Origin of the sequence: Nonomuraea glycinis (assembly GCF_014646515.1) — a bacterium.
GTDB classification, from domain to species: Bacteria; Actinomycetota; Actinomycetes; order Streptosporangiales; family Streptosporangiaceae; genus Nonomuraea; species Nonomuraea glycinis.
In genome coordinates this window covers 88,155-101,317 of the sequence record NZ_BMNK01000018.1, presented here as the reverse complement: position 1 = coordinate 101,317, position 13,163 = coordinate 88,155, and the positions used below count along the sequence as shown (strand labels likewise).

Genomic DNA, 13,163 nt, shown 5'->3' with positions numbered 1-13,163 from the left:
CCATGGACGGTGGTGATCCTTTGAGCTAGTTTGCCTGACATGAGACTTCGGTGTGCGTTGAGCGTGCTGTCAGCGGCCTTTCTGGTCGGCGCGACCCCGCTGACCGCCCATGCCGCCGCCACGCCGGCTCCCGGCTGGGAGTTGAAGGAGACCGGGGTGACCGCGCGGTTGCGAGGGCTGTCGCCGGTCAGCCGGGACGTGGTGTGGGCCTCGGGGTCGGAAGGCACCGTGCTGCGTACCGTCGACGGCGGGCGGACCTGGCTCGACGTCTCTCCGCCCGGCACCGACGGCCTGCAGTTCCGGGACGTGGAAGCGTTCGACGCGCGCCGGGCCGTGGTGCTGTCCATCGGTGAGGGCGCCGACTCGCGGATCTACCGGACCGAGGACGGTGGCCGTACCTGGAGTCAGACCTTCACCAACGACGAGCCGAGGGCCTTCTACGACTGCGTGGCGTTCTTCGACAAGCGGCATGGGCTGGCGATGAGCGACCCGGTGGACGGCAGGTTCAGGATTCTCGCCACCGAGGACGGCGGGCGGAGCTGGCAGGTGCTGCCCGCCGGCGGCATGCCCGAGGCGCTGCCCGGTGAGGCGGGGTTCGCGGCGAGCGGGCAGTGTTTGGTGACCTCCGGCGGGCGGGACGTGTGGCTGGCCAGTGGCGGGGCCGAGCGCTCGCGGGTGTTCCACTCACGGGACCGGGGGCGCACCTGGACGGTGGCCGACACGCCGATCCCGGCGGCCGACCCGGCGCGCGGCGTGTTCGCGGTGGCCTTCCGCGACGCGCGGCACGGTGTCGCGGTGGGCGGTGACTACCGGCCCGACCAGGCGTCGCCCAGCGCGGCGGCGGTGTCCGGGGACGGCGGCGCCACCTGGAAGGCCGCCGCCACGCCGCCGCCGGCCTACAGATCCGGCGTGACCTGGCTGCCCCACACGCCCTTCGCGGCCATCGCCGTCGGACCGTCGGGCAGCGACGTCACGTACACGGGCGGGAGGACCTGGCGGACGTTCGACACCGGCTCGTTCGACACGGTGGCGTGCACGCGCGACCTGTCGTGCTGGGCCTCCGGTGAGCAGGGCCGGGTGGCCCGCCTCACCCTCGGGCACCACCGATTGCCCGCTTCGTCGTAGCGGTGAGTGCTGGAAGAGCGCGGGGCCGGTGAGTGCTGGAAGAGCGCGGGGCACCAGGACGTTGCTCACAGGTGTGAAAATCAGCGAAGCCTCCAGAGCCAGCGGCGCGAGTGCGCGATCGTTGCGGCACTACGAGGACGAGGGCTTGATCGTCCCTGGTCGCCGCAGCAATGGGTTCCGCGACTACTGCCAGTCCACGATCGACCGGGTGCTCATCATCCGCTCGCTGCTGGAGTCCGGGCTGCCCGTGCGGTTGATCAGGGACGCTCTGCCCCGCCTCACCGACGAACCCGCCGTCGGCACTGATGTGGTGCGCGCGGAGTTCCTGTACGAGGTGCAGAGGCATCGCGATCGGCTCGCGGCACGTATCGCCCTTCTCAGCGATCAGCAGGCGGCTCTCGACGCCTACCTTCGCGAGGCCCGCCGCCCTGATCTATGACCGCCGCTTGACCTTGACGCAAGTGTCAGACTCCTACCTTCGACGCATGGAGATGGACGCGCAGCAGCACCCTACTGAGCAGACGGTACGAGCACTGGTCCAGCGATCGCACCGCGGACCGAACGATCTGACCCTCACGACCGATCGGCGCCGACCCACCCCGGGGGTCGGCGATTACCTGATCCGCGTGGGGGCCGCCGGGATCAACTTCGCTGACGTCATGCAGTCCCACGGAACGTACGGCGGGGGCCCGCAGGCACCCTATGTGGCGGGCTTCGAAGCCGCCGGCGAGATCGTGGGTGTCGGCCCGGACGTCGAGAGCCCGCTGCCCCTCGGCACCCATGTCGTCGGAGTGGGCCCGGGCGCCTTCGCGCAGTACATGACGATGCCGGCCGCGGGCGTGCTTCCCGTGCCTTCCGGGTGGAGCGATGCCGAAGCTCTCGGCCTGGTGCTCAACTGGGCCACCGCCTTGGCGGCGCTGAAGCCGCTGGGCGAGATCAAGGCCGGTGAGGTGGTGCTCGTTCACGCCGCGGCCGGCGGCGTGGGGCAGGCCGCGGTTCGCCTCGCTCGCCACTACGGGGCGCGGGTGATCGCCACGGCGTCGGCGGCGAAGCACGGCGCCGTCAAGGCCCTTGGCGCCGACGAAGTCCTGGACCCCACGCGCCCCGATCTGGCTGAGGAGATCACCCGCCTGACCGGCGGGGTCGACCTCACACTGGAATCGGTGGGACGGACCACGTTCGAGGTCAGCCTGTCGGTCACCGAACCGTTCGTCGGACGCGTTGTCGTACTCGGTGCCGCCTCCGGCGATGCCGCTCTGACCACGCATGACCTGATCTTCACCCACCAGGTCCAGATCAAGGGTCTGCACATCGGTGCGCTGGCGCTGCGGCAGCCGTCCCTCTACCGGTCGTTGCTGGTCGAGATCGAGGCACTCATCGCCCACGGCGTGTACCCGCCCGGCACCCCCCAGGTGCACCCCCTGGCGGAGGGGCCGGCCGTGCTGCGGCGACTCGAAGCAGGCCGGACACGCGGCAAGCATGCCCTCGATCCCTGGCGCTGAGCTTGTCGTCGCCAACGTGGCCTCGAGCGAGTCGGGGTAGCCGCCGTCGGCGGTCCGCCCGTGGTAGCTGTCCCGCAGCTTCAGCAGGCTGTCACCCTTGCCTGCCTTCAGCTCCGCGATGCCCGCGATCGCGACCGGCCACATCGCCTTGCTGTCCATCGCGGCCGTCACCGCCTCGACCGCTTGCCCGAACGTCAGCCCGCGCCCGTTGCGGACGGTGACTCCGGCGAGAGCGGCCAGTTCACTGCTGCGCAACGGTCATCTCCCCTGGTTCCGGACCGGTCAGCGCGGGACGCGACGACGGAAACGGAGAACTCGGCCGCGAGACGAATGCGCCAGGCGCTCAGCGCACGCCCCGGGGGCGGAACTGGACGCTGATGCGCGGGCCCGTCGGGCGGGCCGTCTTGGGGATCGCGTGCTCCCAGGTGCGCTGACAGCTGCCGCCCATCACGATCAGGTCGCCGTGGCCCAGGTCGTGGCGGATCGACGGGCCGCCGCCGCGTGGCCGTAGCAGCAGCGGGCGGGGGCTGCCGACCGAGACGATCGCCACCATGGTGTCCTCGGAGCTGCCCCGGCCGAGGGTGTCGCCGTGCCAGGCCACGCTGTCGCGGCCGTCGCGGTAGAAGCACAGGCCCGCGGTGCGGAACGGCTCGCCGAGCTCGGCGGCGTAGTGGTCGTTGAGCGCGCGCAGGGCGTCGTCCAGCATCGGGTCCGGCAGCGGCTCGTCCTCGTCGTAGAACTTCAGCAGCCTCGGCACGTCCACCACCTTGTCGTACATCTTGCGCCGCTCCGCCCGCCACGGCACCGTCTCGGCCAGCCGCTCGAACAGGGTGTCCGCCCCGGCGACCCAGCCGGGCCGGACATCGAGCCACGCGCCCCGCTCCAGCGACGTCCTGCGGACCGCCGAACCGAGCCGCCCGAACCCGAGCTCCTCGTCCACACCCAGCAGAGACGCTTGGAATACAGCTCTCATGCCTTCGAGTGTACGCGATCGTTCAAACACACATTCGACTGAGCGTCCATGCGGATTCTGCCGACGGCACGGGGGGGACGGCGTCGCTGCACCGTCATCGCCGATGTCGGCTGACAGCGGCCTCGATGGGGAGTGCGGAGCGTTGTTCGGTCGGCCTTGATCGGTATACCGTCGGGCGACACAGGTCCCCCCGAAGGAGCTCGCCCATGCGATCCCTGAGCCTGGCCGCGCTCGCGGCATCGATGGCCGTCGTGACGGCGCTCGGTCTTCAGCCTCTTCCCGCAGCCGCCGAGCCGGCCGCCCCGGCGTCCGTGGTGGTGCGGGACGACCTGCTCGACAAGCTCACCGCCATCCCGGGACTCACCGTGGTGTCGGAGTCGCAGCCGGCCGGTTACCGGTTCTTCGTCCTGTCCTTCACCCAGCCGGTCGATCACCGGCATCCGCGCCGGGGCACGTTCGAGCAGCGGCTCACCTTGCTGCACCGCTCGGCCGACGCCCCCGTGGTCCTCTACACCGGCGGCTACGGCCTGCCCGTCAACCCCACGGCCTCGCGTACGGAGCCGACGCAGTTGGTCGACGGCAACCAGGTCTCCGTCGAGCACCGGTTCTTCCGCTCCTCGCGACCGGCGCCGGCCGACTGGGACGACCTGACCATCTGGCAGGAGGCGACGGACGAGCACCGGATCGTCCAGGCGCTCAAGACGGTCTACTCGGGCAGGTGGATCCAGACGGGCGCGAGCAAGGGCGGCATGACGTCCGTCTACCACCGGCGCTTCTACCCCGGCGACGTGGACGGCGTGGTGGCCTACGTCGCCCCGAACGACCCGCGCAATCCCCAGGATCACCTCTACGACAGGTTCTTCGCCCGCGTCGGCTCCGCGTCCTGCCGGGCGGCGCTGGACGGCGTGCAGCGTGAGGCGCTCAAGCGGCGCGCTCGGATGGTGGCGCTGCTGGAGGCGGACGCCGCGCGCAACGGCTACACCTTCGCGCGCACGCTCGGCAGCGCGGACCGGTCGTTCGAGATGACGATCCTCGACACGGTGTGGGCGTTCTGGCAATACTCCACCGAGGCCGACTGCGCCGCCGTGCCGCCCGTGACCGCCACGGACGAGGAGCTCTACGCCTGGATCGACGGTGTCGCCTTCTTCGGGTTCTACACCGACCAGGGCTTGGACTACTACACGCCTTACTACTACCAGGCGGCCACCCAGCTGGGCTGGCCCGACCTGGAGTTCCGGCACCTGCGCGGGCTGGTGCGCCACCGCGGCCTCTACCAGCCCAACTCGGTGCTCCCCGCCGAGCTGCGCTCCCGGCACGATCCCGGGCCGATGCTGGACGTGGACCACTGGGTGCGCACCCGGTCGGAGCGGATCCTGTTCGTCTACGGCGAGAACGATCCGTGGAGCGCCGAGCGCTTCACGCCGAGCAGGCGCGACTCCGCCCTGTACGTCGCGCCCGGCGCCAACCACGGCGCCAACATCGCCCGGCTGTCGGAGGCGGATCGCGCGGCGGCGACCGACACCCTGCGTCGATGGGCGGACGCGCAATCGGCGGAGCGCAGCCGGGTGGCGGCCATCCCTGACGACGACATGCTCCCCGATCGCCGTACCCGCTGAGCACGCGAAGACGGTCGGGCGGCGGGAATCCGCACCGCCCGACCCGTTCTCAGCCGCCGCAGGAGGCGAAGACGAAGGTGTCCTTCAGGAGCGTGTAGCGGTCCCTGATGGTGACCGCGCCGGTCTCGGTGTCCATCTGCGCGATCACCATCCGGCTCTCCTTGCCCACGGATCGCAGCAGGTGCACGGTCACCTGCCGGTCACCGGTCCAGTCGAGCATGTGCACCTCACCGGCCGGCAGCTTGACCCGCTGCCGCTTGAGCAGCTGGTCCGTCTGCGCGTCGTACAGCACGAGCCGGGATTTTCCGGCGGTGAGGACGGCGACGGTCCGGCCGTCGCCGGACAGGGCCTGCGGGGCGTTGCCGACGATGATCTGCGGTGGGGTGACGCGGGTGAGCCGCTCGCCGGTGTCGGCGTTGACGGCCAGGTCGGTGACCTCCTCCTCGCCGTTCAGGGTCGTGAGCAGCTCCCCGCTGTCCCCGCTGAACCCGGCCAGCTGGTGCGGCCCGGCGATGCTGCCCAGCCGGGCGCCGCTGGCGGTGTCGTAGACGCGGGTCCCGTAGCGGTCGCCGCTGACGCCGACGGCGAGCCTGGACCCGTCGCCGGACAGCTGCAGCTTGATCAACTCCTGGTCCCGGCGGGGCAGCGCGCCGGCGGGCAGCAGCTTGACGTCACCGTCCAGGGTCCGTACGGCCAGGCCACCGGCACGGGTGAGGTAGGCGACCTTCTGGCCGTCGCCGCTGACGGAGATCGGGGCGGGCGGGTAGACGGCGGACTTGCCGTTCGCCAGCCGGGCCACGACCTGGGCGTCACGCAGGACGCGCCGCTCTCCGCTGTGCAGGACCAGACGCCAGTGGCCGCAGGGGACCTCACCGCCTCCCTTGATCGTGCAGCCCTTGACGGAGGCGTACCGGATGCTCTCGTGGTGGTGCGGCTCCGCCTGCGCGGCGGCCGGGGCGGTCATCGGCGCCGCGAGCATCGCGGCGGCCAGCAGGGCGATCGTGATTCTCATGCCGTCTCTCCCGCCGCGTAGAAGGCGTACCTGGACTTGCCGATCGTGTACGTGTCGCGCTGCTTGACGGCGCCCGTCCCGGGGTCGACGGTGAGCACCCGTACCACCGCTGCCCCGCCGTCGTGCTCCGTCGTCACCAGGGCGGTGAGCCCGCCGTCCGCCGTCCAGCGGGCGGAGTACGGCGTGCCGGCCGGGGTGAGCGCCAGGTCCACGCCCTTGGAGAGCTCCCCGGTCTCCAGGTCGTACAGACGCAGCCGTGGCGCCCTCTTCTTCTCGCTGTCACCCCAGATGAACGCGGCGACCGTCCTGCCGTCGGCGGCCAGCGTCGTGACGGCGGCTCGCTCCACGACCTGGGGCGGCGTGCGCCTGGTCGAGGTGCCGTCGAGCCGGTGCGCGACCAGGGTGGCGGTGTTGTCGCCGCCGTCGCGCCGGGTCAGCACCTCGTCGCCGTCGGCGCTGAAGCCGAGCGGTCTGTCGCGGCCGGGCAGCTCGGTGGTTTCGCCGGTCCCGACGGTGAAGACCTTGGTCGGCACGCGTCCGTGCTCGTCCCCGTGGTCGACCAGCACCCGGTCCCCGGCGGGTGACAGCTGCACGGTGATCGAGGCGGTGCTCCTGGGCGCCAGCGAGCGGGGCAGCGCGGTGCCGGGGCCGCCCGCGACCGGACGGACGACCAGGCGGTGATCGGATGCCCGCTCGTAGAGAACGGTCCGGCCGTCGCCGCTGACGGCGAAGACGCCGATGTCGGTGGTGCGCCTGCCGCGGGCGTCCACCTTGGTCGCGGCGGCGTCGGGGACGGTGATCGTGCGGCCGTCGCGCAGCTTGAGCCGCCAGTGTCCGCACGGGTTGCCGCCGCAGGCTTTGATCCAGACCGCCCGCGCGAGTGAGGGGCCGGTCGGGGCGAGTGAGGGGCCGGTGCGGGTGTGCGCGGAGGCTGGTGCGGCCACCGCCCCGGCGAGGACCGCGGACGCCAGGAGGGCGGCGGTCGCAGAGGTGAGCCTCATGGGTGTTCCTTTCGCTCACCCATTTAGAGTCGGCAGCTCACTGACCGGTTGTCACAGGTCGGACACGCTTCGGCGAGGTCAGGACGGCAGCGGGCGGCGGCCAGGGAAGCCGAGCTCGCTGCGGTGGTACCAGCCGAGCTCCGGCTCGGGCTCGATCCAGCACAGGCGCACGGACACGCCGTCGAGCACCGAGGGGAAGTCCAGCAGCAAGGGCGCGATGCCCTTCACCTCCACGCCCTGCTCGCTCCAGGCGCTCACGATCTCCTGGATGCGTGCCTCGGCGGCCTTGAGCTCCGGCAGCCCGCCGAGGCGGGAGCCGCCGGGGGTGTCACGGTCGAAGGCGATCTCGGCGAGGTCGGCGCGCGCGGCGATGAGCTTGCGGGCGTCCTCGATGATCGACGGCATCAGTGCCCGGGCCTCGTCGAGAGTGAAAAGCCTGTCCATCCGGGAACGTTAGCGGTTCGGCTCGTAGGCGTGCATGAGCAACTGCTCGGCGTGGTCGAGGTAGGCGTCCAGGGCGGCGGCGGCCCGGTCGGGCTCGCCGGCCTCGATGAGCGCCAGCAGCTCGCGGTTGCGCGCCACGAACGGCTCGTGGAAGGCGCGCGGATTCTCCATGACATGGAAGACGAGCCGCAGCTCGGCCAGCAGCTGCCGCATCGCCTCGTTGAGCCTGGGGCTGTCGTTGAGCGTCACCAGAGCCTGGTGGAAGCGGATGTTGGCGGTGCCGACGGCCTGCCAGTCGTCGTCCCCCGCGGCCCGCTCGGCGTCGGCGACCGCCTCTCTTATCACCCGCAGGGCCTGCTCGGTCGGCTTGCGGCGCACGGCCATGCCCTCGATCACCCGGCGCACCTGGTAGAGGTCGGCGACGTCCTCGGCGGACAGGACCCGCACGAACACGCCCCGGTTGAGCCGGTGGTCGAGCAGCCGCTCGTGGCTGAGGAGCCGGAAGGCCTCGCGCAGCGTGTTGCGCGACACGCCGAGCGCCTCGCAGATCGACTCCTCCGACAGACGCTGGCCGGGCTTGAACAGGCCTTCGATGATGCGGTCACGCAGGATGTCCGCCACGCGCTCGGCCGTGCTGCTACGTCCGAGACGCGAGCGGTCCTGCGCGAGGTCGGCGGCGGCGTCTTTCACGGATTCAGGAAATCATTGAACAAAACCCTTGTCGAATTGTTCAACGATTTTTATGGTGGAACCAGTCCCCCCACGGAAGGAGCGAGGGATGGCAGGCTCCACCCCACAGACCCGGCGGGTGATCCTCGCGAGTCTGATCGGCACGTCGCTTGAGTGGTACGACTTCTTCCTCTACACCACCGCGGCGACGCTGGTCTTCGGCAAGTTGTTCTTCCCTACCTTCGACCCGCTCAACGCGACCCTGCTGGCGCTGACGACCAACGCGGTCGCGTTCGTGGCCCGGCCGCTCGGCGGGATCATCTTCGGGCACTTCGGCGACCGCAACGGCCGCAAGACCGTGCTGGTCGTGACGCTGCTGCTGATGGGCATCTCCACGTTCCTCATCGGGGTGCTGCCCGGCTACGACAGCGTGGGCGTGCTCGCGCCGATCATGCTGGCCGTCCTCCGGTTCGCGCAGGGCCTCGGGCTCGGCGGCGAGTGGGGTGGCGCCGTGATCATGTCGCTGGAGCACGGCGACCCGCGCCGCCGTGGCTTCAACGCGAGCTGGCCGCAGGTCGGCGTGCCCGCCGGCTATGTGCTGGCGACCGCGCTGCTCACCATCCTGTCGGCCACGCTGTCCGACGCGGCCTTCCTGTCATGGGGCTGGCGGGTGCCGTTCCTGCTGTCGGGCGTGCTGGTGTTCGTCGGCCTCTGGGTACGGCTGCGGATCACCGAGTCGCCGCTGTTCGCCCAGGTCGAGCAGAAGGGCGCGAAGGCCAGGATGCCGCTGGTCGAGGTGCTGCGCACGCACCCCCGGGCGCTGCTGTCGGCCTTCACCGCGCGCATCGGCGTGGACGTGGCCTTCTACACCTTCACCGCCTACATCCTGGTCTACCTGACCGGCCCGCTGGGCCTCGACCGCGACCTCGGGCTGAACGCGGTGCTGATCGCCTCGGCGCTGCAACTGGGGCTCATCCCGCTGTTCGGCTCGATGTCGGACCGCTTCGGCCGGCGGCGGGTCTACCTGGCGGGCGTCATCGGCGCCGCGATCTGGGTGTTCGCGTTCTTCCCGCTGCTGGAGACCAGATCCTTCCCGCTGATCGTGCTCGCCGCCGCCGTGGCGCTGCTCTGCCACGCCGCGATGTACGGCCCGCAGGCGGCCTTCATCGCCGAGCTGTTCAGCACCAGGTTGCGCTACAGCGGGGCCTCGATGGGCTACCAGGTCGCCGGGATCGTGGGCGGCGGGCTCGCCCCGATCATCGCGATCAAGCTGTTCGACTCCTTCGGCACCACCGTCGCGGTGTCCGTCTACGTGGTGGCCGCGCTGGCCATCACCGCCGTGGGCCTGGCCATCGCGCCGGAGTCCCACGACCTCGACCCCGCCGACGTGCCGCAGCACGTCTGAGGTCGTCCCTCCGAAAGTTCGCCGCGAAAGCCGCGGGCGGCGGCTGCCACCGCCGCCCGCGTGGAGGCCCGAGTTGAGGACAGTCCTGGCCGTCGTGGCCGCCATCATCGCGCTCCCTCTCCTGCTCGGGGTCGTCACCGGCCTGGAGAGCACCGACCCCGGCGTCGTCACCGTGGTCCGTGACGGCGGCCCGTTCGACGACACCCGGATCCGCCAGGTGATCGACCCCGGCTCCGGCCTGACCTGGGCCGGCCTGTGGTCGTCCACGCACAGCTACCCGGCGCAGCAGCGGTTCTACACGATCACCGCGGACGCCAAGCGCGCCACCACCCTCGGCGTGGACGTGGTGACGGTGCCCAGCAGCGACGGCGTGAACGTGGGCATCGAAGGCACCCTCTACTTCACGCTCAACCTGGACCACGCGACGCTGAAGTCGTTCGACGACAAGTACGGCACCCGTACCTACCGCAGTCAGGACGACAGCTCCCTGTACGCGTGGGACGGCGACGAGGGCTGGTCCGCCTTCTTCGGCCAGGCGGTCCGGCCGGTGATCGACAACGCGCTGCGCGCCCAGGTCGGGGCCATGCGCTGCGCCGAGCTGGTGCCGTCGTGCGCGCTGCTGGAGAGCTCCGCGCTCAAGGCGCGGGACAGCAACATCAACATCGCCACGGTGCAGAACGGCGTCAACGCCGCGCTCGCCCGCGACCTGCCGCGGACGCTGGGCGGCGACTTCCTGACCGGCCTGCGGTTCACCCTGGTGAAGGTCACCCTGCCCGGGGAGGTGCAGCAGGCGGTGGACCGCTCGCTGGCCGCCAACGCCGCCGTCTCGGAGGCGCAGGCCAGGGTGGCGCAGGCCAGGGCGGAGGCGGACGCGAACCAGGCCAGGCAGAACGGCTACGACAAGTGCCCGGCCTGCGCGGAGATCGACAAGCTGAAGGCGCTGCCGCAGGGGATCACCGTCTACGCCCCCGGCAACCCGCAGGCAGTGGTGGTGCCCACTCGCTGACCATTCCCGTGGCGGGGGCGCCCGCCGTCCGGCACGGCCTCCCCGGACGGCGGGCTCGTCCCTCAAGCCTCCCCCGGACGGCGGGCTCGTCCCCTCAGACCTCCCCGGACGGCGGGCTCGTCCCCTCAGGCGGCGACCTTGGGCGCCGCCCGCCATCGGCCCTTGAAGACGAGCATGGCGGCCAGGAAGACCACCTGGCCGGCCAGCGCGACCAGCAGCCAGGTTTGCCACCCGCCGGCGGCGACGACCAGCGGCGAGATCACCAGCAGGGCCACGATCATGACGCGGACGACCATCCCCCAGATGCCGAGCGCGGCCCCTTGCAGGCGGGCGTCGACGTCCTCGGCGTTCTCGGAGAAGTTCGCCATCCACGGCACGTAGGCGATGCCCAGCACCAGGTAGAGCAGCGCCCAGACCACGATGACGTGCGGGGTGGAGACGTCACGGCCGAAGAGGCCGACGAAGTAGGCCAGCGCGGCGATGGTCAGCAGCGTCCCCGCCGCCGTGAAGGGTTTGCGCAGCTGCAGCCGGTCCGAGATCCGCCCGACCAGGATGACGGCCACCGCGTTGAGCACGATGCCGAGCGCCACGACGCCGTTGGCGGTGGCCGCGTCCATGGCGAAGGAGGTGACCAGGATCGTCTGGCCGAAGATGGCGAAGGTCCAGTAGAGCACCTGCCAGCCGGTGTTGCCTAACACGTGCGCCCACAGGTGCGGATGCCTGAACAGCTCCCTGACCCGGCCCGGGTCGATCTTCTCGGTGACGCTGACCGCCGACTCGGCGCCCATCACCTGCGCGCGGAGCGCGGCCGACGGCTCGGCGATCTGCCAGATGATGATCGCGCAGAGCGTCAGCGAGACGATGCCCATGATGATCGCCTGCGACTGCCAGGCGTTGCCGAACAGCGGCAGGGTCAAGCTCGCCAGCGCGGAGGCCAGGAACGAGGCGCCGACCGGCCCCCAGGTCCAGAACCCGAACGCCTGCGCCCGCCCCACCCGAGGGGAGAAGTCGCGCACCAGCGACGCGGTGATGGTGATCCCCGCCCCCTCGATGAACAGCATCAGGCAGCGGACGGCGAGCAGGGAGCCGACCGAGTCGACGGTGGCGAGCAGGAAGTTGCACGCGGCGGTGACGGTCAGCGTCGGCACCAGCAGAGCGACCCGCCCCCACCGGTCGGACAGAATGCCGCCGACCCCCGCCGACAGCCCGCCGACCAGCACCGACAGGGCCGCGATCAGACCGTACTCCTCCAGCGACATGCCGAGGTCGGTCATCAGCAGGGGCAGGATCGTGGCGATCGTGGTCTCGAAGTTGGCCACCAGGCTGGCCAGCACCGCGATCGCCAGCAGGCGGACCCGCCGGCCGCCCACCGGGTAGACACTGAGCTCGCGGACATAGAACGGCTTCATTCCCATCCTCCGGGACGGAGTTGACTGTCGCTCTAGAACGCGTTTCTAGTTACTGCTGAGTCTGACGTTTTATGCCAGTAAGTCAACGTATTCGGGCGTTTCGACGTGATCTTAGTCACATTTACCGGCCGTTGTAACGGAATCGCCGCCGTTTTCTGGAACGTCGCACCCCCTTTGCGCATAAACTGCGCGCCTGTGAGCCTCCCTGTACGCGAACGTTCCCCCCGGCCGGGGGGCGGCCGCCACCGACGCCCCGTCCCCACGTCCCTGCCACCGGACGCGCCCGTTCTCGTGCTGGCCGCCCCGGGCAGCGCGTCGGGCGTGGCCGCCGAGATCGCCGCCGTCGTGCGCGTGGACAACCCCCAGATCGAAGTACGGCTCACCGCCGTCGACACGCTGACCGAATCGCTACCGGCGGACCGCCAGGCCGTCGTGGTGCCTCTGGTCACCTGGGACGACCCGATCGTCCTGGCGGAGATCAACAAGGCCGTCGCGGCGAGCGGATCCGGCGCGACCGTGACCGAAGCCCTCGGCCCGCACCCGCTGCTGGCGGAGGCGCTGCACATCAGGCTCGCCGAGCGCGGCCTGGCCAGGGCCGACCGCGTTCGCCTGCTGAACGTCTACAGCCCCGTCGACGGCGTCATCCTCGGCACGGTCGGCGGTGAGCGGGCCGTGCACGCCGTGCAGCCCACCGCGGTGCTGCTGGCCTCCCGGCTCACCCTGCCGGTGATCGCCGCCTCGCTCGACAGCGAGCCCGGCGTCCCGCTGGCGGCCGAGCGGCTGCGCGCGGCCGGCGCCGAGCGACTGGCCATCGCCCCCTGCCTGATCGGCCACGAGGCCCCCGCCGACGTCGTGGAGAAGGCCGCCGGCCAGGCCGGCGCGGGACACGCCGAGCCGCTCGGCGCGCACAGCGCCATCGCCGAACTTGTCGCGCGAGCTTACGGGAGTCAACTCGCTACTTGACAAGGCTTGTCAAGATCGGTGATCTCGCGTTACCTTCT

At 71.0% G+C, this 13,163-nt stretch carries 13 protein-coding genes; 7 read left to right on the top strand and 6 right to left on the bottom strand.

Annotated elements, in window-relative coordinates; genetic code table 11:
• Positions 1–39 precede the first annotated feature (39 nt).
• Genes IEY87_RS36910 through IEY87_RS36900 form a run of 3 tightly spaced genes read left to right on the top strand, consistent with a single transcriptional unit; the run spans position 40 to position 2,627 of the window.
• Positions 40–1,125, top strand: a complete 1,086-nt coding sequence (locus tag IEY87_RS36910; protein WP_189143484.1) for a WD40/YVTN/BNR-like repeat-containing protein — start codon at positions 40–42, stop codon at positions 1,123–1,125.
• Complete coding sequence (locus IEY87_RS36905) at positions 1,064–1,564, top strand: MerR family transcriptional regulator (protein WP_308426473.1); 501 nt, start codon at positions 1,064–1,066, stop codon at positions 1,562–1,564. Before IEY87_RS36910 ends, IEY87_RS36905 begins: the two co-directional genes overlap by 62 nt.
• Positions 1,565–1,616: 52 nt before the next feature.
• A complete protein-coding gene (locus tag IEY87_RS36900) occupies positions 1,617–2,627 on the top strand; it encodes an NADPH:quinone oxidoreductase family protein (RefSeq protein ID WP_225277593.1) in 1,011 nt (336 codons plus the stop codon).
• 343 nt (positions 2,628–2,970) lie between these two features.
• Here the strand turns inward: IEY87_RS36900 and IEY87_RS36895 are convergent, their stop codons facing one another.
• Positions 2,971–3,600 (bottom strand): alpha-ketoglutarate-dependent dioxygenase AlkB, encoded by a 630-nt coding sequence (locus tag IEY87_RS36895; protein ID WP_189143481.1) that lies wholly within the window; start codon positions 3,598–3,600, stop codon positions 2,971–2,973.
• Between the two features lie 206 nt (positions 3,601–3,806).
• Between IEY87_RS36895 and IEY87_RS36890 the strand changes: the two genes are divergently transcribed.
• Positions 3,807–5,216 (top strand): S28 family serine protease, encoded by a 1,410-nt coding sequence (locus tag IEY87_RS36890; protein ID WP_189143480.1) that lies wholly within the window; start codon positions 3,807–3,809, stop codon positions 5,214–5,216.
• Positions 5,217–5,265: 49 nt separating this feature from the next.
• On the opposite strand, the gene IEY87_RS36885 is transcribed toward IEY87_RS36890, so the two are convergent.
• The 4 genes from IEY87_RS36885 to IEY87_RS36870 form a co-directional block, all read right to left on the bottom strand.
• Positions 5,266–6,228 (bottom strand): WD40 repeat domain-containing protein, encoded by a 963-nt coding sequence (locus IEY87_RS36885; RefSeq protein ID WP_189143479.1) that lies wholly within the window; start codon positions 6,226–6,228, stop codon positions 5,266–5,268.
• Positions 6,225–7,229 (bottom strand): hypothetical protein, encoded by a 1,005-nt coding sequence (locus IEY87_RS36880; RefSeq protein ID WP_189143478.1) that lies wholly within the window; start codon positions 7,227–7,229, stop codon positions 6,225–6,227. Before IEY87_RS36880 ends, IEY87_RS36885 begins: the two co-directional genes overlap by 4 nt.
• A 78-nt stretch (positions 7,230–7,307) precedes the next feature.
• Positions 7,308–7,673 carry a DUF2203 domain-containing protein gene (locus IEY87_RS36875; protein WP_189143477.1) on the bottom strand — a complete coding sequence of 122 codons (366 nt, stop codon included), beginning with the start codon at positions 7,671–7,673 and terminating at the stop codon, positions 7,308–7,310.
• Positions 7,674–7,682: 9 nt separating this feature from the next.
• Positions 7,683–8,363, bottom strand: a complete 681-nt coding sequence (locus IEY87_RS36870; RefSeq protein WP_189143476.1) for a GntR family transcriptional regulator — start codon at positions 8,361–8,363, stop codon at positions 7,683–7,685.
• Between the two features lie 88 nt (positions 8,364–8,451).
• Between IEY87_RS36870 and IEY87_RS36865 the strand changes: the two genes are divergently transcribed.
• On the top strand, positions 8,452–9,747 hold the full coding sequence (locus IEY87_RS36865) for an MFS transporter (protein WP_189143475.1): 1,296 nt from the start codon (positions 8,452–8,454) through the stop codon (positions 9,745–9,747).
• Positions 9,748–9,820: 73 nt separating this feature from the next.
• Complete coding sequence (locus IEY87_RS36860) at positions 9,821–10,753, top strand: SPFH domain-containing protein (protein WP_225277594.1); 933 nt, start codon at positions 9,821–9,823, stop codon at positions 10,751–10,753.
• Positions 10,754–10,878: 125 nt separating this feature from the next.
• Here the strand turns inward: IEY87_RS36860 and IEY87_RS36855 are convergent, their stop codons facing one another.
• Entirely contained in the window at positions 10,879–12,162 is a 1,284-nt protein-coding gene (locus IEY87_RS36855; RefSeq protein ID WP_189143474.1) for an MFS transporter, read from the bottom strand.
• Positions 12,163–12,357: 195 nt separating this feature from the next.
• Here IEY87_RS36855 and IEY87_RS36850 point away from each other — a divergent pair, with 195 nt between their 5' ends.
• The gene (locus IEY87_RS36850) at positions 12,358–13,125 is read left to right on the top strand and encodes a sirohydrochlorin chelatase (RefSeq protein ID WP_225277595.1); all 768 of its coding nucleotides are present in this window, start codon (positions 12,358–12,360) and stop codon (positions 13,123–13,125) included.
• Positions 13,126–13,163: the final 38 nt, after the last annotated feature.